We start from the raw sequence: 19,848 nt of genomic DNA, 5'->3' as shown, positions 1-19,848 counted from the left end.
TGTGATTAACTTAATACTTTGCGGAGGAAGCGGCACAAGACTATGGCCACTAAGCCGTACTTTGATGCCCAAACAGTTTGTAAAACTTTTCAATCATAAATCGCTTTTTCAGCTGACTGTTGAGCGAAATAGTACTCTTTGCAGTGAGCAATTGATTGTCTCAAATAGTGAGCAATATTTTTTAGCCCTCGATCAACTTGAAGAGCTTAAAAAAGTCAATAATCGCTATTTGCTTGAACCCATTGGTCGCAATACAGCTCCTGCAATTGCACTTGCGTGTATGGCTTTAGGTAAAGAAGAGATTGTTTTAGTAACACCAAGCGATCATTTGATTAAAGACCAACTAGCGTATGAAAAAGCGATTGTGGAAGCTGAAATCTTAGCGAAAGAGGGCTTTTTAGTCACCTTTGGTATCAAACCCACTTTTGCTGAAACAGGGTTTGGATATATTGAAGCAAGTGGCACTGATGTCAAAGCTTTTCATGAAAAACCTAATTGTAAAACAGCAGAGGCGTATGTTAAAGCGGGCAATTACTACTGGAACAGTGGGATGTTCTGCTTTAAAGCAGGCGTTTTTTTGAGCGAACTTGAAGCGTATGCACCGCAGATTTTTCTTACATGTAAAACAGCGTATGAAAATGCTAAGAGTGATGGCATGATTCGTATTCTTCATGAGGATATGCTCTGTATTCCTGAAGATAGCATTGATTATGCGGTGATGGAAAAAAGCCAAAAAGTGAAAGTGATACCCAGCGATATCGGTTGGAGTGATGTGGGAAGTTTTGATGCGCTCTGCCATGAATTAGACAATGATGAGAGCAATAATTTTATTATGTCCAACAAACATGTAAGTCTCATTGATGTACACGACTTAATTGTAATTGATACCGAAGATGCACTGTTGATTAGCCAAAAAGGGAGTTCTCAAAAGGTTAAAGAGATTGTAACGAGGCTCAAAAAAGAAAATCTTGAGCTTACCACAACCCATGCAACGGTGCATAGACCTTGGGGAACGTACAGTGTTTTAGAAGATAAACCGGGCTATAAAATTAAAAAAATTATGGTCAAACCCGGTAAAAGGCTGAGTCTTCAAAAGCATTTCCACCGAAATGAACACTGGATCGTGGTCAGTGGAACGGCAACGGTTCAAGTGGAAGATAAGACGTATATCGTAAGAGAGAATGAATCGACGTATATTAAAGCAGGAGAGATTCACCGTCTTGAAAATCAGGGTAAAATTCCTATTGTGCTGATTGAAGCGCAAGTGGGAAGCTACACGGGCGAAGATGATATTGTAAGAATAGAAGATGATTATAAAAGGGAAAATGTATGAATCAAAAAGTAGCACTCATTACAGGAATTACAGGACAAGATGGGAGTTATTTAGCAGAATTTTTGCTCAAAAAAGGTTACATCGTCCATGGTCTAAAAAGACGAAGTTCACTTTTCAATACCGATAGAATCGACCATCTCTATCAAGATCCCCATGTTGAAAATAGAAATCTCATTTTGCATCACGGTGATATGACCGATAGTATGAATTTAACGCGTATTATCCAAGAGACACAGCCTGATGAGATCTATAATCTTGCGGCGATGAGTCACGTGGCTGTTTCATTTGAAACACCTGAATACGTAGCCAATGCTGATGGCACAGGAACGCTTCGTATCTTAGAAGCAGTGCGTCTTTTAGGATTGGAGAAAAAGACAAAAATCTATCAAGCGAGCACCTCCGAACTTTACGGAAAAGTGCAAGAAACCCCTCAAAAAGAGACCACACCGTTTTATCCGAGAAGTCCTTATGCCGTGGCTAAAATGTATGCGTATTGGATTACTGTGAATTACCGAGAAGCGTATGGTATGTTTGCGTGTAATGGTATTTTATTTAACCATGAAAGTCCTGTTCGTGGCGAGACATTTGTCACCCGTAAAATCACACGAGCGGCGAGTAAAATCGCGCTTGGATTGCAAGATAAACTTTACCTTGGCAATCTCAATGCCAAACGTGACTGGGGACATGCAAAAGATTACGTGCGTATGATGTGGATGATCCTTCAAGCAGATGAGCCAGAAGATTGGGTAATCGCAACAGGAACTACAACAATGGTGCGTGACTTTGTACGCATGGCATTTGGATACTGTGGCATTGAGCTTGAGTTTAAAGGCGAAGGTGTGAATGAAATTGGTGTTGTAAAATCGTGTTCAAATCCACTCTATCAGGTTGAAATTGGCAAAGAGGTTGTAGCGGTTGATCCACGCTATTTTAGACCAACCGAAGTTGATCTGCTTTTGGGTGATCCAAGTAAAGCAGAGCAAAAGTTAGGATGGACGAGGGAGCACAATCTTGAAGATTTGGTCAATGATATGATGAAATCTGATCTTAAACTGATGACCAAAGATGTCTACCTCAAAGAGGGTGGCTATAAAATTATGAGTTATTTTGAGTAAGGACAAACATGCGTTTATCATTTTTTGAAGTCGAATCTATTGTTATGACATTTAAAGAGGTATTTGGACAGGGAAAAATATATCTTTTTGGTAGTCGTGCAGACGATACACAAAAAGGTGGTGATATTGACCTTTTTTTGGATGTTCCTTATAGTGAAGATATCTACTCAAAAAAAACCGTATTTTTAATCAAACTTGAGGAAAAAATAGGCGAGCAAAAAGTTGATGTAGTGTTTCAAAGAGATGATACTAGGCTCATAGAGCAAGAGATTCACAAGCACAAGGTGGAATTAAATATGGATCAAATTAAACTTCAAAAATATTTTCAAGAATGTGAAAAGCATTTACAAAGAATGAAAAAAGCTTATGACGTAACGAAAGAGATATTACCCCTTTCTCATCATCAATATAGCAATTTAACAGATGAAGAAGTGAAAAATATCGATCAATTTTTATTTAGATTTTCAAAGCTACAAGATACGATAGGCGATAAAATCTTCAAACTAATTTTGCAAAATTACAATCCTGATTTTCAAAAGTTAAGTTTTTTAGATTTCTTGCATGAACTAGAAAAAAGAGAAATTCTTACCAGTGCTGAAGATTGGATACTTTTAAGAAAAGTTAGAAATAATATTGCCCATCAATATGATGATGAGCCTGAAGCGATGAGTCAAGCGATTAATGATATCTTCGCACAGTTTGATACGCTAAAACATATTTTTGAAAATTTGAAAAATAACTATAAAGTTGAGATGCCTCATGAATAAAACCAGCAAAATTTATGTCGCAGGGCACCGAGGGCTTGTGGGTTCTGCTATTGTGAAAAACCTTACATGTAAAGGGTATAACAACATTGTGACTCGAACTCATGCCGAGCTTGATTTAACCAATCAACAAGCAGTTTCGCTCTTTTTTGAACGCGAAAAACCTGAGTATGTTATTCTTGCCGCTGCTAAAGTCGGAGGCATTGTTGCGAACAATACCTACAGAGCTGATTTTATCTACGAAAACACACAAATCCAAAATAATGTCATTCATCAAAGCTATGTTCATGGTGTTCAAAAACTGCTCTTTTTAGGCTCCACATGTATTTACCCTAAAAATGCACCACAACCAATGAATGAAGACTCTTTGCTCACAAGTGAGCTTGAATATACGAATGAGCCTTATGCCATAGCCAAAATTTCAGGTATCAAAATGTGTGAGAGTTACAATCTTCAATACGGTACCAACTTCATCTCCGTCATGCCTACAAATCTTTATGGACCTAATGACAACTTCGATCTGCAAACATCCCATGTTCTCCCTGCGCTTATTCGCAAAATTCATGAAGCAAAACAACGCAAGGACAAAGAAGTTGAAATTTGGGGAAGCGGAAAGCCAAGACGAGAGTTTTTATACTCCGAAGATATGGCAGACGCATGTGTCTTTATTATGGAAAAAGTTGATTTTAAAGACCTTTCCAAAGACAAACATGAAATACGCAATACCCATATCAATATCGGTACAGGTAAAGATATTAGTATTCAAGAATTAGCAGAATTGATTCAAAACATTATTGGATATGAAGGAAACCTTGTTTACAATACCTCAAAACCTGATGGAACCATGGTAAAACTCTCCGATTCTTCAAAACTGCATGCTTTGGGGTGGAAGCATAAAGTGGAATTGGAGGAGGGTGTTAAAACCGTTTATAAACTGTATAAAAAATAGGTAGGATTATTTGATGAAAGTCGTATTATTAGCAGGTGGATATGGAACACGTATTTCAGAAGAGACGGATCTTAAACCAAAACCAATGGTTGAGATTGGTGGTAAGCCCATATTGTGGCATATCATGAAGATTTATTCCCATTATGGCTTTAATGAATTTGTTGTCCTTCTTGGATACAAAGGCTATTACATTAAAGAATATTTTGCGAACTATTTTTTACACCAAAGTGATGTCACAATAGATCTTCAAACCAATAGTTTGCAAGTTCACAACAACACCAGTGAACCGTGGAAAGTCACCCTTGTTGATACAGGTCTTGATACTATGACTGGGGGTCGTATTAAACGTGCTCAGAAGTATATAGGAGACGAGCCTTTTTTATTGACCTATGGAGATGGCGTGAGTGATATTGATATTGCAAAAACGGTAGCCTTTCATCAAAAGCATGGAAAAGCCCTCACGATGTCAGCGATTCAACCAGAGGCCAGATTTGGAAATCTTGCGATTGATGAGATGATGAATATCAAAAGTTTTATAGAAAAACCAAAGACAGAAGCTGGATGGATCAATGGAGGTTTCTTTGTCTGTGAACCTAAGGTATTTGATTATATTAGTGAAGATGAAAGTTGTGTGTTTGAGCAAGCTCCATTACAAAATTTAGCTAAAGATGGCGAGATGTTTGCCTATAAACATGAAGGGTTTTGGCAACCGATGGATACCCTAAGAGATAATCAAAAACTCAATAAACTCTGGAAAGAGAACAAAGCTCCATGGAAAGTATGGTAATGCAGTCTCTTTTTGGTGGAATGTATAAAGATAAAACCGTTTTAGTCACAGGACATACAGGTTTTAAAGGTTCGTGGCTTGTGTATTGGCTAAAACATATGGGCGCTAATGTTATAGGTTACTCCCTAGAAGCACCTACAACACCAAATCATATAGCACTGCTTGATCTCGATATTGTTTCGATTATGGGCGATATACGAGACTTAGAAACGTTAGATAAAACATTTGCAACGTATCAGCCAGATATCGTATTTCATCTGGCAGCACAAGCATTGGTCAGACCTTCTTATTCAAATCCGATAGAAACTTATGAAACCAATGTGATAGGAACGCTTAAAGTCTTTGAAGTGTGCCGCAAATATCAAGTCAAAGCTATTGTGAATATCACGAGTGATAAAGCTTATGAAAACAGAGAATGGATTTGGGGATATAGAGAAAATGACCCTATGGGTGGGTATGACCCTTATAGCGCTTCAAAGGGATGTGCAGACTTGTTAGCCAACTCTTATCGTAACTCTTATTTTAATATACAAGAATATAAAAAATCTCACCAAACACTGCTTGCAACATGTCGAGCCGGTAATGTTATTGGTGGCGGAGATTGGGCGCAAGATAGACTTATTACAGATATTATGCTTTCTGTCTCACAAGGTAAAAAAGTGAGCATCCGCAATCCCAAAGCAACGAGACCTTGGCAACATGTGCTTGAATCACTTAGCGGGTATTTACATGTAGGGCAAAAACTGCTTGAAGAAAAAGTAGAATTTGCAGAAGCTTGGAACTTTGGACCCAGTGATGAAGGAAGTATCTGTGTTGAAGAAGTTGTCTTACATGTAAAGCAGCATTGGGACAAAATTGACTATGAAATCAATCGTGATCCAAATCAGCTTCATGAAGCAAACCTTTTAAAACTCGATTGTTCAAAAGCGCATATAAAGCTTCATTGGAAAGATGTGTGGGATAGTGAAAAGACATTTGAAAAGACCGTGAAATGGTATAAAGCCTTTTACGAAAAAAATGAAATTTTGACGAAAGAAGATTTAGAGACTTATATTGCTGATGCAAAAAAGAAAAATATTGAGTGGAGTCAATCATGAATATTCGAGTTGCAGATTATTTAACACAAAAATTGGCAGAAGTTAGTGGAAATAAACTTTTCATGATTACGGGTGGAATGATTATGCACTTGACAGACGCTGTTTATAAACAAAAAGATACATTAGATACCTACTTTTTTCACCATGAACAAGCCGCAACAATGGCTGCTGAAGCATATGCTAGATATTCTAAAAAAATAGGGGTTGTTTATGTCACTGCAGGCCCTGCGGCGCTCAATACTTTAACAGGAGTGGTTGGTGCATATGTTGATCGATCTCCTTGTATTATTGTCTCGGGACAATCTAAGGTTGAACAGGTACACGTAACGGCTCCAAGACAATTTTCTTTACAAGGGTTTAATACATTACCTATCTTTGAGCAAGTAACTAAATTTGCAGTTATTTTAGATGATATTCGTAAAATAAAATACAATATAGAAAAAGCTATTTTTATGGCGCATCAAGCTCCATTTGGACCAGTGTGGATTGAATGTCCTCTTGATATACAAGGGGCTACATTCGATCCAGATTTGTATGATGGTTTTATTCCCGATACTGCATCTGTGAACAGTAAAGCTTGTAATATTGAAGTAATTATTCAAGAATTAAAAAAAGCAAAAAGACCTGTTATCTTAATGGGTGCTGGTGTACAACAAGCTGATGCCGTAAAAGAGGCAAATTTAATTGCAGATACATTTGGCATACCTATCGTTACTACAAGAATGGGTATGGATATTTTAGATCATGAACATCCCAACTTTATAGGCAAACCAGGCACATATGGTGATAGGGCAGGCAATTTTACCGTGCAAAATTCTGATGTTTTACTTGTATTAGGCTCTCGACTTAGTATTGGTCTTATTGGACATGATTATCAAGCCTTTGCACCAAATTCAAAAATCATCCTTGTAGAAATTGATCCAAAAGAATTTGAAAAACCTTCTGTTGATAAAGCGATTAAGGTATTGTGTGATGTTAAAGTGTGTATGAAACTTCTTTTGGATCAATTTAAGCCAAATCAAGAATCTTATATCACATGGTTGAGAAAAGCGCAAGAATGGAAAGAAAAATATCCTGTTGATTTACCTGAATATGTCAATGAAACAGAAGGGGTTAATTCCTATCATTTTATGAGAGTTTTTTCAGAATATTTAGATAAAAATGCTGTCATTGTTACAGATACGGGGTCGTGTTTTCATGTTCATGCACAAGCATTTAAAATCAAATTTGGTCAAAGACATATTATTACAGGTGGACTTTCAACGATGGGTTATAGTCCTGCTTCTATTGGTGTAGCAGCGTCGGCTAAGGATGAAGGAAAAGATGTTTATTGTATTAGTGGTGATGGTTCTATACAGATGAATTTACAAGAATTTCAAACAATTGCCTATTATAATCTACCGATAAAAACAATTATTCTAAATAATAATGGCTACCTTTTAATACGACATACTCAAAATAATTTTATGGAAGGCCGACTTATAGGGGAAAGCAGCGCAACTGGCGTTTCCACTCCATCTATGGAAAAAGTGGCTACGTTGTATGGAATTAAATATATCGGTGTATCAAATATTGGTGAAATGAATGAAAAGATAAAAGAGCTTATTGCCTATAATGGGCCTGTTATTTTTGAAGTTATGACACCTACAAATCAATTATTGATACCTAGGGTTGCTTCTAAAAAATTGGATGATGGGAAAATGGTTTCTATGCCATACGATGATATGTTTCCGTTCTTGCCAAGAAGTGAGTACGAAGAAAATATCAATATGGAGTTTTAACCTATGAAATTAAAGGTTGCTATTATTGGTACAGGAAATATAGGAACTGATTTATTGATTAAAATTTCTAGATCTCCATATTTGCAGTGTACTTTGTTTTCAGGGAGAAACTTAAATTCTAAAGGCATGTTAAAAGCTATGTCTTTTGGTGTTCCACTAAGTGACAAAGGGATAGAAGCAATTGTAGAAAAGCCAGAGTGTTGTGATTTGGTATTTGATGCAACTTCTGCGTCAAGTCACAAGGTGCATGCACCCATTTTAAAGCAGTTAAATAAAATAGTTATTGACTTAACACCTGCAAAACTCGGACTTTTTACTATTCCTTCTGTAAACCTAGAAGAAGCTTTGAAATATGATAATCTTAATATGATTACATGCGGAGGGCAAGCTTCTATTCCTATTGCATATGCTGTTAGTAAAATTGTAAAAAATATAGAATATATTGAACTTGTATCAACTATCGCATCAAAAAGTGCTGGCCCAGGGACTAGAGCCAATATAGATGAATATATCGAAACAACAGAGAAAGCATTATCGCACTTCAGCGGTTGTCAAAATGTAAAAGTAATTATAAATTTAAATCCAGCACAGCCTAGTATTGATATGAATACTACAATTTATCTAAAAATCAATAAACCAGATATGGATTTGATTACCTCTGAGGTAAAAAAAATGGTAGCAACTATTCAGTCTTATGTTCCAGGGTACTCTTTGTCTCTTGATCCAGTATATGATAATGGTTTAGTTATTTTATCTATTAAAGTACAAGGATTAGGTGACTATCTTCCTAAATACGCAGGTAATTTAGATATTATTAATTCTGCTGCAATAGCCCTAGCTGAAGAATTTGCTAAGAATAGGGAGGTTTCCCATGACAAATAAAATCAATCTTTATGATGTGACATTAAGAGATGGTTCTCATGCTATTTCTCATCAACTTACTATTTCACAAATAGAGCACTATACAAAGGCGATAGATCAAACAGGAATATATGCCGTAGAAGTTGGACATGGTAATGGATTAGGTGCATCCTCTGTTCTTGTTGGAAAAAGCCAGTTAAGTGATGAAGTTCTTCTTAAAACTGCCAAAAGTAATTTAGAGCATACAAAATTGGGAATTCATGTTATACCTGGATTTGCAACCATTAAAAAGGATATAGAAAAAGCTCTGTCTTGGGGCGTTGATATTGTGCGAGTTGCGAGTCATTGTACAGAAGCAGATATCACTGAGCGCCATCTTGGTTATGTTCGGGAAAAAGGTAAAGAAGCTTATGGCCTTTTAATGATGAGTCATATGGCAAGTCCAGAAACTTTACTTGATGAAGCAATTAAGATGCAAACATATGGAGCTGAAGCAATCATTATCTTAGATTCTGCAGGTAGCTATTTGCCTGATGATGTTAAAGAAAGAATTACTCTCTTATCACAAAATCTAAATGTTCCTGTCGGTTTTCATGCTCATAATAATTTAGGCTTAGGAATTTCAAACTCCCTTGTTGCTATTGAAGCAGGAGCACAAATTATAGATGGTGCAACGAAAGGTTTTGGTGCAGGCGCGGGAAATGCACAGCTAGAAGTTTTAGCTGCAGTACTTCAAAAAATGAATTATAAGACAAATATTGATTTATATAAGCTATTGGATACGGCTGATATAGTAGAAAAGGATTTTATAAAAGAGCCCATTACGATTTCATCATTGAGTATTGTTAGTGCAATAGCTGGTGTTTTTTCAGGGTTTGCAAAACATGTTAAAAGAGTTGCTAAAGAATTTAATGTAGATCCACGCGATATTTTTATGGAGCTTGGACGGCAAAAAGTAGTTGCTGGACAAGAAGATACTATAATTGATATCGCACTTAAATTGCAAAAAAGGATTTGATTTGTTTACTTTAACAGAAAAAGATATCTCAAATCTTGAAAAATTAAAAAATAAAGAAATTTTAATTACAGGCGGTAGTGGTTTTATTGGTACATGGCTAACACAGTTATTAATATTTTTAAACGATACATACAATTTTAATATTACGTTGTATCTTATTGCTAGACATATTACAAGTAATTTAGAAGTTTTAGTGAATAATCGTAAAGATATCATTTTCATTAAAAATGATATTAGAAATGTTCGTGAATTTTCTAAAGATATTGCCTATATTATTCATGCTGCAAGCTCACCAGATAATAGAATTTATATGTCTAATCCAATAGAATCAATGAATATTATTACAGATGGTACAAAAAACAGTATGGAAAATGCCTTATTGTTAGAAAAATTAGAAAAAATTGTACACCTTGGTTCAGGGCAAGTTTATGGTTCATTGGATAGTCATAATATTACTGAAAATGATTTTGGTAAATTAAATTGTAATAGCATTTCAACTATATACCCAGAGGCGAAGCGATATGCTGAAACTCTTACAAATGCATATAGAAGCTTGTATAAACTCCCTATTGTTCAAGTACGTCCCTTCTCTTTTATAGGACCTTATATGAGTCTCAATAAACCTTGGGCGGTCAATAGTTTTATAAGAGATGCTTTAAAAACAAAAAATATTCGAATTTTAGGAAACGGGAAACCAGTTCGAAGTTATATGTATCCTACAGATATGGCATTGTGGATTTTAAATATGTTAATACATGGTAAAAGTGGTGCAGCATATAATCTGGGGAGTGATATGGGAATTTCTCTTGAAGAAGTTGCCGTTAAAATAAAAAATATTATTGGAAGTAGTTTAAGCATAGAAATATTGAACATGAATGATCATTGTTCCGAATTTGTTCCAAATATTAACTATGTCAAGCAAGACTTAGGTTTAGAAATTAGAGTAGATATTGATGACGCTTTAAATAAATCTATAAAGTGGTTTGAAAAGAATTTGGTATGAATATTTTTATAACAGGTTCTAATGGTTTTGTAGGTTCTCATCTGAAAAAATATTTATTACAACATTGCAAATATCTATTGTTTACCCCATCAAGTAAAGAGCTTGATTTAAGTAATGAGCAAGCAGTCGATACCTATATTTTAGAGAATCAAATAGACATTATAGTTCATACCGCCAATCGTGGTGGTGGACGTGATACCGTTGATATGAAAAGCGTTACAGAGTACAATTTACGAATTTTTTTCAATATTGCTAAACATGAAACAAACGTAAAGAAAATCATCTCTTTTGGTAGTGGTGCCGAGTATGGCAAGCATAAACCCATTATAAATGCAAAAGAAGACGATTATTTGAGAGCATTGCCACTCGATGAGTATGGATTTTATAAATCTATTACGTCGCACTATATTGAAAGATCTCCAAATATCGTTCAATTACGGATTTTTGGGGCATACGGCGAGTATGAAAATTATCGTTATAAATTTATTTCAAATGCCATTATTAAAAATCTTTTACATTTGCCTATAACGATCAATAAAAATGTCTATTTCGACTATATTTATATCGATGATTTAGTTAAAATGATCGACTTTTTTATCCATCACGATGTCAGAGAGAAGATTTACAATGTGACGACAGGAACGAAAGTAGATCTGATCACATTATCAAACTTAGTGAATGAAGTCAGCGATTTTCAATCAGAGATAAAAGTCATCAATGAAGGACTCAATAACGAGTATACTTCAAATAATGAGCGTCTTTTAAAAGAGCTTGGAGATTTTCAGTTTACATCTCATAAAAATGCAATAGCAAAGATGAGATGTTATTTTCAAGAGAATTTAGAAAATTTAGATATACAAACCATAAAAAAAGATCCGTATTTAAAAGCAATAGATACAATGTGGAAAGGCAAGTAATGACAAAAGAGCAACAGCTTAAACAAGAGATTTTAGATAAAACAAAAGAGTATTATGAGCTCGTTCATAAAAAAAATCAAACTAAACCATTTGTTTCAGGACAAAGTCGCGTTAATTATGCAGGGCGTGTCTTTGACGAAAAAGAGATGGTCAATCTTGTCGATAGCTCCCTTGATTTTTGGTTGACGTATGGAGATTACTCTAAAAAGTTTGAAAAAGAGTTAGCAACGTTTTTACATGTAAGATGGGCATTCTTAGTTAACAGTGGGAGTTCTGCCAATTTATTGGCGTTTTACGCTTTAACTTCACCTCTTTTAAAAGAGCGACAAGTCAAACATGGTGATGAAGTCATCACAGTAGCAGCAGGTTTTCCAACGACCGTAGCACCTATTGTCCAATATGGTGCAGTGCCTGTTTTTGTCGATATGGAACTTAAACATTTTAACATTGATGTGACCCAATTAGAACAAGCACTTAGCCCCAAAACAAAAGCGGTGATGATAGCCCATACCCTTGGTAATCCTTTTGATATTAAAGCGGTCAAAGCATTTTGTGATAAACACAATCTATGGCTCATTGAAGATAACTGCGATGCTCTTGGCTCAACGTATGAAGGCAAACTAACCGGTACGTGGGGTGATATTGGAACGAGTAGTTTTTATCCTCCACACCACATGACGATGGGAGAGGGCGGCGCTACTTATACTGATAATCCGCTTCTTAAAAAGATTATGCTCTCAATGCGTGATTGGGGAAGAGACTGCTGGTGTGAGAGCGGTGTCGATAATACCTGTGGATGTAGATTTACCCAAAAATTTGGAACTTTGCCTAAAGGGTACGATCATAAATATGTTTATAGCCATTTTGGCTTTAACCTTAAAGCAACGGATATGCAAGCCGCCGTTGGATGTGCGCAACTAAAGAAATTTCCAAGCTTCGTGGAAAAACGAAAAGAGAATTTCAAAAAACTCTATGAGGGTCTTAAAGATGTTCACGAATTAACCTTGGTTGAGACACAACCACTGAGTGATCCAAGTTGGTTTGGTTTTATGATGACGCTGACTAGAGACGCAAAATTTACAAGAAATGACCTTGTCGAATATTTAGAAAACAATAATATTCAAACACGCAATCTGTTTGCTGGCAATATGCTTAGACACCCACTGTTTGAGGCTCTTACACAAGATACAGACTATAGGGTTGTAGGGACCTTTCCCAATACGGATAAGATCATGAACGATAGCTTTTGGATTGGACTCTATCCTGGTATGGGAGATGAAGCTATAGCGTATATGATTCAGAAAATTAGAGAATTTTTGAGTAAAAATTGCTAAAAGCTATATTGAGTCATGATTTTCGCCATACTGCAGTAAATCAACTATGGAAGCTTTTTTCTGGTCCAGTATTACTTGTTCTCATACCACTTTACCTAAGCTCAGAAGCACAAGGATATTGGTACACATTTGTGAGCCTTGCTGCTTTGGCTGTTTTCGCTGATATGGGATTTTCTACGATATTACTTCAGTTTTCTGCTCATGAGTTTGCCCATCTAAGGTTTGAATCAGACAAAACATTAGCAGGTAGTCAACAGAATTTAGAGAGATTAGCTACACTGTTAAGATTTGCTATGAAATGGTCTAGTGGCATGGGAATTCTAGCATTTCCAATTATTTTAGCCGTTGGTTTTGTTGTACTCAATAAAAAACAGACAGACGTAATCTGGATAATTCCATGGATAATCTATGGTATTGCTTCTATTGTTGCATTTATAAATAGTATGCTACTTTCTTTTATAGAAGGATGTAATAGCGTAGGAGAAGTTCAAAAAATTCGCTTTTATATTTCTTTTGTAACAGTCGTTTTAACAGGAATACTTCTTATGCTTGATACAGAATTGTATGCTTTGGCTATCTCTTTATTCATAGGTGCATTAAGTGGTACGATAATTATTTTTTATAGATATAAACATATGTTTAAGCAATTTTTTATTTTAGGTGGAGAAATAGAACATACCTGGGAAAAAGATACTTTGCCACTTATCGGTCGGTATGCAGTTAGCTGGATAAGTGGTTATTTCATATTTTCTATTTTTACACCTATTGCATTTCATTATTATGGAATCGTTGAAGCAGGCCAAATTGGATTTAGTATTGCCATATGTACTGCAATTTTTGGTATAGCAAATATCTGGATGACTATCATTATTCCAAAAATTAATATATATGTAGCTCGTAAAGACTATGAAACATTAAATACAATATTTAAAACACATCTCGTACTAGCGGTTTTTACTTATCTCTTAGGAGCCAGCGCGTTATTTATTATAGTGATATTTTTTAGAGATACTCTCCCCTTTTCCGATAGACTTGTAAGTCCATTTTCACTTGCTATCCTAGTTTTAAGTTGGTTGCTACAAATCATCATAAATGGTTATGCCGTCTATATGCGAGCACATAAAGAAGAACCATTAATGATTCCATCGTTTGTAAGTGGAGTTTATATAACTATTGCAACTTTATTCATTGCTAAGTATTTACCATTTGAGTATTTTTTCTTAGGATTTTTGAGTAGTTATTTATGGGGAATGCCATGGGTAATAGCGATATTTAAAAGATATAAAAAAGGTAGTCTTTAATCTTATGGAACCAAATAAACAATTATCAATAGTCATCCCGACATACAATCGTGCTGCATTTTTAGATTATAGCCTTGAGGTACATATCCCATTATGCAAAGAGAAGAATATACAGATATTTATTTTTGATAACGCGTCTACAGACAATACTAAAGAGGTTATTGAAAAATGGATGTTAGAATATCCATATCTATCGTATTCTGGTAGTGAGATAAATATAGGTCCAGATGCAAACTTTGAAAGAGCTTTAAAATATCCAGATACAAATTATGTTTGGTTACTGAGCGATACATATCAAATACCAAGAGGTGGCATTGAGTATTTATTCAAAATTATTAATAATACAGATCAAGATTATGATGTTGTAGTTTTCAATTTAGTCGAAAAAATAAAAATTCCTACTAGAAATTATCAAAATCAGAATGATTTATTAACTGATTTGGGCGCAGTAATGACATGTGCTGCTATAAATGTATATAATAAAAAACTTATTTCGAACGCCGATTTCCCAAGATATTATAATAGTAATTTTATCCAAACAGGAATTATATTTGAGTCAATTTCTAACAGAAATTTCCATATCCAATGGATACAAGACTATTCTGTTAATTCATTAAATCATCTAACATTACAAAAAACTAATTGGAGTCACACACCATATGCACTTGAAATTGGATGTGAAAAATGGGCAAATTTTATTTTTTCTTTACCAATTTCTTATACGGTTCAAGCTAAAACTAAGTGCATTATGGAATTTGGTAAAGTTTCAGGATTATTTACATTGAGAAATTTAATTTTACTTCGTGCGCTTGGTATTTTAAATATAAATTCATTAAAGAGATTTGATTATTTATTAGCTTTTACAATTGACTTCCCTAAGATTTTGATTTATGGATTAGTCTTAATTCCAAAAAATATTTTAAAAGTCATTATATTTATATCGATTATATTATTAAGACGAAAGAATCTAAAAATATTTAAAACTTTATTTCTGGAAAAACGATGATACTATTTATTAAAGATACAATAAGAATGGTTGCAAAAGTTATAGCTTTTCCAATTAGTTATTATTTTGTTCGCGGAATACAAATAATTTTAATTTACATCACTTCAGAATACATATTTAAATTATTTAAGAAATGTGGAAAACGTCCAGTTATATATTTCCCAGCTAGTGTAAAAGGAGGAAAATACATAACTGTTGGAGATAATTTTAATGTATCTTCAGGCTTACGTATAGAAGCAATAGATAGGTATTTTAATGATTCTTTTATACCAAAAATCACTATTGGAAACAATGTTTTTATTGGTCAAAATTGCCATATTGGATGTATAAATAGTGTGGATATAGGAAATAATGTTTTAATAGCGAGTAATGTGTATATAACAGATCATTTTCACGGGAATATTGATGCACTATCCTTAAATATTCCACCCGCTCAAAGAAAAATAGTTTCCAAAGGTTCTATTGTTATTGAAGATAACGTTTGGATAGGTGAGAGAGTATCGATAATGCCTAATATTCATATAGGGGTAAATTCAATTGTTGGAGCTAATTCAGTAGTCACGAAAAATATTCCAGCTAATTGTGTAGTTGGTGGAGTTCCAGCGAGAATCATTAGGTATTTAATAGAGGAGAATAATTAATGAATCAATTAAATTTTTGTAGTTTTACCGTATGTAATGTAGCATATTTGCATAAAGCGTTATCATTAGCAGAGTCATATTATGTAAATGTGGGCGAAAAAATAAATATTTTTTTATTTGATAAAAAAAGAGAATTAGGATTTTTATCTGATTTGGCAAATATTTTTTGGATTGAAGATTTAAATATCAAGAATTTAGAGCAACTAGCATTTAAATATGACATTATAGAATTTTCTACAAGCTTAAAACCTTTTTTAGCGATGTACTTATTGCAAACATATGAAAAAGTTATCTTTTTTGATCCTGATACTTTTTTGTATGATAAAATTAATTCAATATTAGTACTTTTGGATGAAGAAGAGATAGTTATTACCCCTCATTATATAACACCTCAAGAAAGAGGGACTGAGCTATCTCAAAGTGATGTTGCTTTGATGAGATTTGGTGCATTTAATTTAGGTTTTTTTGCAATTAAAAAGTCTGATGAATCAATGCGTTTCTTGAAATGGTGGGATGAAAGATGTCAAGATTTGTGCTATGTTGAGATTCAGTTTGGTTTAGCAACAGATCAAAAATGGATTACAGTTGCTCCATCTTTTTTCCCTACTTTACATATTTCATTTGATTTAGGTCTCAATGTTGCTTTTTGGAATCTGCACGAAAGGAAAATAAAAATGAGTGAGCAAATAGACAAATTTACTGTTAATGATGAATTTAAATTAATATTTTTTCATTTCAGTTCATTTAATGAAAAAGAACCACTCAAACTCATAAAAAAAACTTTAGGTATTGATATTTCCAAAGATATTTTATTGCATAAAGTGATACAAAAATATAATGATATATTAGAGAAATATAAAAAACTTCTAGTAAATCTAGATAAAAAATATTCATATGATTTTATGAATGATGGTTCCTTTATATCTCCATCATTACGACGAGCATATGCAAGTATACTTCCATCGGGTCAATTTTCTAAAGAACATAATCCATTTGATATAAGTGGCAGTGTTGGCATATTCGCTAAAAAGAATTTTCTTTTGAGCAAAAAATCTATTGGATATACGCCGCTTGGTATCGAAAATGTAGATAATAATAAATTAAAATTTTATTTAGTTAATAAGCTTTTTAGGATTCTATTATATATCATTGGACCAAATCAATTTGCAAATATTTCACGACTTCTTGTATTCCTTTCGAGTTATAGATTAAATATAAAGCTTTGGAAAATATAATGTTTTTTAAGATATTTTGGATTTTAAGAGCAATCCTATATAAGCCATTTTTTGGTTCATTTGGCTTTCCTTCTTATATTGGTAAACCTGTTTTTATTCAAAACTTTCATAGAATTTTTATAGCAAAAAGAGTTAGAATTTTCCCTTACTCCAGAATGGAAGTTATTTATCCTACCGCCTCCATTGTGATAGAATCTAATGTATCCATAGGGCAAAACTTTCATATTATTTCAGGCAGTGAGTTGATAATTGGGAAAAATACTACAATCTCTGCTAACGTTTTGATCACAAATATTGACCATGAATTTAGAGAAATTTCTAAACATATATTAGACCAATCATTAATGGTTAAAGACACAATTATCGGTGAAAACTGTTTTATAGGATATGGGGTAGTTATTCAAGCAGGTACTATATTGGGTAAACAATGTATTGTTGGCGCAAATGCAGTAGTAAGAGGAACTTTTCCTGATTATAGTGTCATAGTTGGCGTACCTGCCAAGATAGTAAAAAGGTATGATACGCATAATGGAATGTGGAGACAAACAAATAGTAGCGGAGACTTTATAAATGAAATATAAAAATGTACTAATCACAGGTGGAGCAGGTTTTATCGGTTCAAATTTAAGTTTAAAGTTGATCGAAAAAGGTTATAGCGTTACAGTTCTTGATAATCTTTCACCTCAAATCCACAGTGAAAATTCTCCTTTATATCACTCTATTAAAGATAAAGTCAATTTTATCCATGGAACGGTTTTAAGTTATGATGATTGGAAAAAAGCATTGAAAAATATTGATGTGGTTGTGCATTTAGCTGCTGAAACAGGTACAGGGCAATCCATGTATGAGATAGAAAAATACACCGATGTTAATATCAAAGGCTCTTCTATCTTTTTAGATATTTTAGCAAATGAAACACACAGTATCAAAAAAATTGTTGTTGCATCTTCGAGGGCAATTTATGGAGAGGGAAAGTATACATGTAAAGAACATGGTACGGTTTATCCTATTGCGAGATTGGATGATGATATGGCACGTGGGAGTTTTGGTGTTGAGTGCCCTTATTGCAAACATGAAGTTACTTTACAGCCAACCGATGAAGAGAGTAAAATTCATCCTACTTCTATTTATGGCATTACCAAACATGTCCAAGAGCAGATGTTTATGCTGATGGGACAATCCTTAGGCATTCCTGCCGTTGCTTTTAGGTATCAAAATGTCTATGGCGCAGGGCAATCACTTTCAAATCCATATACAGGTATCCTCTCAATATTTTCAACACGGATTAAAAATGGCAATGATATTGCAATTTTTGAAGATGGGTTGGAAAGTAGAGATTTTGTTTATGTTGATGATGTTGTTGATGCCACAATTTTAGGCATTGAAAAAGATGAAGCCAATGGCGAAGTCTTTAACGTTGGACTGGGGGAAGCCATTGATGTATTAACCGTTGCAAAGACGTTGATTAATGCGTACCAAAGTGATTCAAAAGTCACGATAACAGGTAATTACCGTTTAGGTGATATTAGACATAATTATGCGGATTTAACCAAAATAGAGCAAAAACTTGGTTTTAAACCAAAAGTCTCTTTTGAAGAGGGTATTAAAAGATTTACGGTATGGGTTGAGAATCAAGAAATTATGGAAGATAATTACGAAAAAAGCATTGTTGAGATGAAAGAAAAAGGGCTTTATAAATGATCAATAGTGAATTGTTGGGGAAACGAATTTTATATATTACTCCAAAATTCTTTGGTTACGAAAATGAAATAAAACAAGCTCTTATAAATGAATTTGGAGCCTCTGTAGATTTTTATGATGATAGGCCTTCTAATGATATATGGACAAAAGTCTTTATTAGATTGCAGTTGAAATCACTTGTAAAACGAAAAATAGATTCCTACTATGAAGCTATTTTTCATTATATTCAAGAAAAAGTTTATGATTATATTTTGATTGTTTCACCAGAAACTCTTAGCCAAAAAGAATTGAAAATAATTAAAAGTTTGCAACCTCAAGCGAAATTTATTCTTTATATGTGGGATTCATTTAAAAATAAAAATAGTTTACATCTTATTAATATGTTTGACAGAGTTCTTTCTTTTGATGATAGGGATGTTGAAAAATACAATTTATATTTTTGTCCTCTTTTTTATAGCGAAAATTATAAAAATGTATTATCGAAAGGTGTTATGACATATGATTTATGTTCAATAGCAACAGCACATAGTGACAGATATAAAATTATTACACAAATCAAAAATCAGTTAGAAGAATCTAGCTTCAAAATATTCAGTTTTTTATATTTACCAAGTAAGCTAATGTATTGGGTTCGAAAGATTTTTCTAAAAAGGTATCAGTATGGAAACATATCTGATTTTTCATTTTACCCAATGACTCAAGCAGAGGTTGTCTCTATAATGTCCAAATCAAAAACTATCTTAGATATTAATCATCCTGCCCAACATGGTCTGACAATGAGAACTTTTGAAGCATTTGGAATGCATAAAAAATTAATAACAACAAATGTAAATATAAAAAAGTATGATTTTTATAATGAGGCAAATATCTTGATTATTGATAGAAAAAAAATCATAATAGATTCAAAATTTATGAATACACCTTATGTGTTTTTAAGTAAAGAATTGTATGAAAAATATTCTTTGAATCGTTGGCTAAAATATGTATTTGATTGCAGGTAAGTAA

At 33.7% G+C, this 19,848-nt stretch carries 19 protein-coding genes; all 19 read left to right on the top strand.

Annotation, left to right across the window (positions count from 1 at the left end):
• The first annotated feature begins 1 nt into the window (after window position 1).
• The 19 genes from SHALO_RS11190 to SHALO_RS11100 are packed head-to-tail and all read left to right on the top strand — an operon-like array spanning window position 2 to window position 19,844.
• On the top strand, window positions 2–1,333 hold the full coding sequence (locus tag SHALO_RS11190; protein ID WP_069478602.1) for a mannose-1-phosphate guanylyltransferase/mannose-6-phosphate isomerase: 1,332 nt from the start codon (window positions 2–4) through the stop codon (window positions 1,331–1,333).
• Window positions 1,330–2,448: a GDP-mannose 4,6-dehydratase gene (gmd, locus tag SHALO_RS11185; protein WP_069478601.1), complete on the top strand. Its 1,119-nt coding sequence runs from the start codon at window positions 1,330–1,332 to the stop codon at window positions 2,446–2,448. Before SHALO_RS11190 ends, gmd begins: the two co-directional genes overlap by 4 nt.
• An 8-nt stretch (window positions 2,449–2,456) precedes the next feature.
• Window positions 2,457–3,215, top strand: a complete 759-nt coding sequence (locus tag SHALO_RS15215) for a nucleotidyltransferase domain-containing protein (RefSeq protein WP_084010890.1) — start codon at window positions 2,457–2,459, stop codon at window positions 3,213–3,215.
• Window positions 3,208–4,161, top strand: coding sequence for a GDP-L-fucose synthase family protein (locus SHALO_RS11175; RefSeq protein WP_069478600.1), 954 nt, complete (start codon window positions 3,208–3,210; stop codon window positions 4,159–4,161). The genes SHALO_RS15215 and SHALO_RS11175 overlap by 8 nt, the downstream gene beginning before the upstream one ends.
• Before the next feature lie 13 nt (window positions 4,162–4,174).
• Entirely contained in the window at window positions 4,175–4,948 is a 774-nt protein-coding gene (gene rfbF / locus SHALO_RS11170; RefSeq protein ID WP_069478599.1) for a glucose-1-phosphate cytidylyltransferase, read from the top strand.
• A complete protein-coding gene (gene rfbG / locus SHALO_RS11165; protein ID WP_238585238.1) occupies window positions 4,933–6,045 on the top strand; it encodes a CDP-glucose 4,6-dehydratase in 1,113 nt (370 codons plus the stop codon). The genes rfbF and rfbG overlap by 16 nt, the downstream gene beginning before the upstream one ends.
• Entirely contained in the window at window positions 6,042–7,826 is a 1,785-nt protein-coding gene (locus SHALO_RS11160; protein ID WP_069478598.1) for a thiamine pyrophosphate-binding protein, read from the top strand. The genes rfbG and SHALO_RS11160 overlap by 4 nt, the downstream gene beginning before the upstream one ends.
• 3 nt (window positions 7,827–7,829) lie before the next feature.
• Window positions 7,830–8,708, top strand: a complete 879-nt coding sequence (locus SHALO_RS11155; protein ID WP_069478597.1) for an acetaldehyde dehydrogenase (acetylating) — start codon at window positions 7,830–7,832, stop codon at window positions 8,706–8,708.
• The gene (dmpG, locus tag SHALO_RS11150; protein WP_069478596.1) at window positions 8,698–9,705 is read left to right on the top strand and encodes a 4-hydroxy-2-oxovalerate aldolase; all 1,008 of its coding nucleotides are present in this window, start codon (window positions 8,698–8,700) and stop codon (window positions 9,703–9,705) included. Before SHALO_RS11155 ends, dmpG begins: the two co-directional genes overlap by 11 nt.
• 1 nt (window position 9,706) lies before the next feature.
• Window positions 9,707–10,708, top strand: a complete 1,002-nt coding sequence (locus SHALO_RS11145) for an NAD-dependent epimerase/dehydratase family protein (RefSeq protein WP_069478595.1) — start codon at window positions 9,707–9,709, stop codon at window positions 10,706–10,708.
• Window positions 10,705–11,625, top strand: coding sequence for an NAD-dependent epimerase/dehydratase family protein (locus SHALO_RS11140; protein WP_069478594.1), 921 nt, complete (start codon window positions 10,705–10,707; stop codon window positions 11,623–11,625). Before SHALO_RS11145 ends, SHALO_RS11140 begins: the two co-directional genes overlap by 4 nt.
• The gene (gene rfbH / locus SHALO_RS11135; protein WP_069478593.1) at window positions 11,625–12,959 is read left to right on the top strand and encodes a lipopolysaccharide biosynthesis protein RfbH; all 1,335 of its coding nucleotides are present in this window, start codon (window positions 11,625–11,627) and stop codon (window positions 12,957–12,959) included. The genes SHALO_RS11140 and rfbH overlap by 1 nt, the downstream gene beginning before the upstream one ends.
• The gene (locus tag SHALO_RS11130) at window positions 12,953–14,260 is read left to right on the top strand and encodes an MATE family efflux transporter (RefSeq protein ID WP_069478592.1); all 1,308 of its coding nucleotides are present in this window, start codon (window positions 12,953–12,955) and stop codon (window positions 14,258–14,260) included. Before rfbH ends, SHALO_RS11130 begins: the two co-directional genes overlap by 7 nt.
• Before the next feature lie 4 nt (window positions 14,261–14,264).
• Window positions 14,265–15,266: a glycosyltransferase family 2 protein gene (locus tag SHALO_RS11125; protein ID WP_069478591.1), complete on the top strand. Its 1,002-nt coding sequence runs from the start codon at window positions 14,265–14,267 to the stop codon at window positions 15,264–15,266.
• A gap of 26 nt (window positions 15,267–15,292) precedes the next feature.
• Window positions 15,293–15,907: a DapH/DapD/GlmU-related protein gene (locus tag SHALO_RS11120; protein WP_069479411.1), complete on the top strand. Its 615-nt coding sequence runs from the start codon at window positions 15,293–15,295 to the stop codon at window positions 15,905–15,907.
• The gene (locus tag SHALO_RS11115) at window positions 15,907–17,142 is read left to right on the top strand and encodes a hypothetical protein (protein WP_069478590.1); all 1,236 of its coding nucleotides are present in this window, start codon (window positions 15,907–15,909) and stop codon (window positions 17,140–17,142) included. The genes SHALO_RS11120 and SHALO_RS11115 overlap by 1 nt, the downstream gene beginning before the upstream one ends.
• Window positions 17,142–17,723, top strand: coding sequence for an acyltransferase (locus SHALO_RS11110; RefSeq protein WP_069478589.1), 582 nt, complete (start codon window positions 17,142–17,144; stop codon window positions 17,721–17,723). Before SHALO_RS11115 ends, SHALO_RS11110 begins: the two co-directional genes overlap by 1 nt.
• Window positions 17,713–18,843: an NAD-dependent epimerase/dehydratase family protein gene (locus SHALO_RS11105; protein WP_069478588.1), complete on the top strand. Its 1,131-nt coding sequence runs from the start codon at window positions 17,713–17,715 to the stop codon at window positions 18,841–18,843. The genes SHALO_RS11110 and SHALO_RS11105 overlap by 11 nt, the downstream gene beginning before the upstream one ends.
• A complete protein-coding gene (locus tag SHALO_RS11100) occupies window positions 18,840–19,844 on the top strand; it encodes a WaaS/CpsH family glycosyltransferase (protein WP_069478587.1) in 1,005 nt (334 codons plus the stop codon). Before SHALO_RS11105 ends, SHALO_RS11100 begins: the two co-directional genes overlap by 4 nt.
• The last annotated feature ends 4 nt before the right edge of the window (window positions 19,845–19,848 follow it).

Origin of the sequence: Sulfurospirillum halorespirans DSM 13726 (genome assembly GCF_001723605.1) — a bacterium.
Taxonomy (GTDB): domain Bacteria; phylum Campylobacterota; class Campylobacteria; order Campylobacterales; family Sulfurospirillaceae; genus Sulfurospirillum; species Sulfurospirillum halorespirans.
Note: the sequence above shows the minus strand (reverse complement) of the source record. Positions and strands in the feature narration are given on the sequence as shown.

Bases quoted from the DNA above. Each gene is read 5' to 3' on its own strand.
- rfbH (WP_069478593.1), top strand. From the start codon at position 11,625: ATGACAAAAGAGCAACAGCTTAAACAAGAGATTTTAGATAAAACAAAA.
- dmpG (WP_069478596.1), top strand. From the start codon at position 8,698: ATGACAAATAAAATCAATCTTTATGATGTGACATTAAGAGATGGTTCT.
- SHALO_RS11155 (WP_069478597.1), top strand. From the start codon at position 7,830: ATGAAATTAAAGGTTGCTATTATTGGTACAGGAAATATAGGAACTGAT.
- gmd (WP_069478601.1), top strand. From the start codon at position 1,330: ATGAATCAAAAAGTAGCACTCATTACAGGAATTACAGGACAAGATGGG.
- SHALO_RS11140 (WP_069478594.1), top strand. From the start codon at position 10,705: ATGAATATTTTTATAACAGGTTCTAATGGTTTTGTAGGTTCTCATCTG.
- SHALO_RS11110 (WP_069478589.1), top strand. From the start codon at position 17,142: ATGTTTTTTAAGATATTTTGGATTTTAAGAGCAATCCTATATAAGCCA.
- SHALO_RS11105 (WP_069478588.1), top strand. From the start codon at position 17,713: ATGAAATATAAAAATGTACTAATCACAGGTGGAGCAGGTTTTATCGGT.
- SHALO_RS11100 (WP_069478587.1), top strand. From the start codon at position 18,840: ATGATCAATAGTGAATTGTTGGGGAAACGAATTTTATATATTACTCCA.
- SHALO_RS11115 (WP_069478590.1), top strand. From the start codon at position 15,907: ATGAATCAATTAAATTTTTGTAGTTTTACCGTATGTAATGTAGCATAT.
- rfbG (WP_238585238.1), top strand. From the start codon at position 4,933: ATGGAAAGTATGGTAATGCAGTCTCTTTTTGGTGGAATGTATAAAGAT.
- SHALO_RS11120 (WP_069479411.1), top strand. From the start codon at position 15,293: ATGGTTGCAAAAGTTATAGCTTTTCCAATTAGTTATTATTTTGTTCGC.
- rfbF (WP_069478599.1), top strand. From the start codon at position 4,175: ATGAAAGTCGTATTATTAGCAGGTGGATATGGAACACGTATTTCAGAA.
- SHALO_RS11175 (WP_069478600.1), top strand. From the start codon at position 3,208: ATGAATAAAACCAGCAAAATTTATGTCGCAGGGCACCGAGGGCTTGTG.
- SHALO_RS11160 (WP_069478598.1), top strand. From the start codon at position 6,042: ATGAATATTCGAGTTGCAGATTATTTAACACAAAAATTGGCAGAAGTT.
- SHALO_RS15215 (WP_084010890.1), top strand. From the start codon at position 2,457: ATGCGTTTATCATTTTTTGAAGTCGAATCTATTGTTATGACATTTAAA.
- SHALO_RS11125 (WP_069478591.1), top strand. From the start codon at position 14,265: ATGGAACCAAATAAACAATTATCAATAGTCATCCCGACATACAATCGT.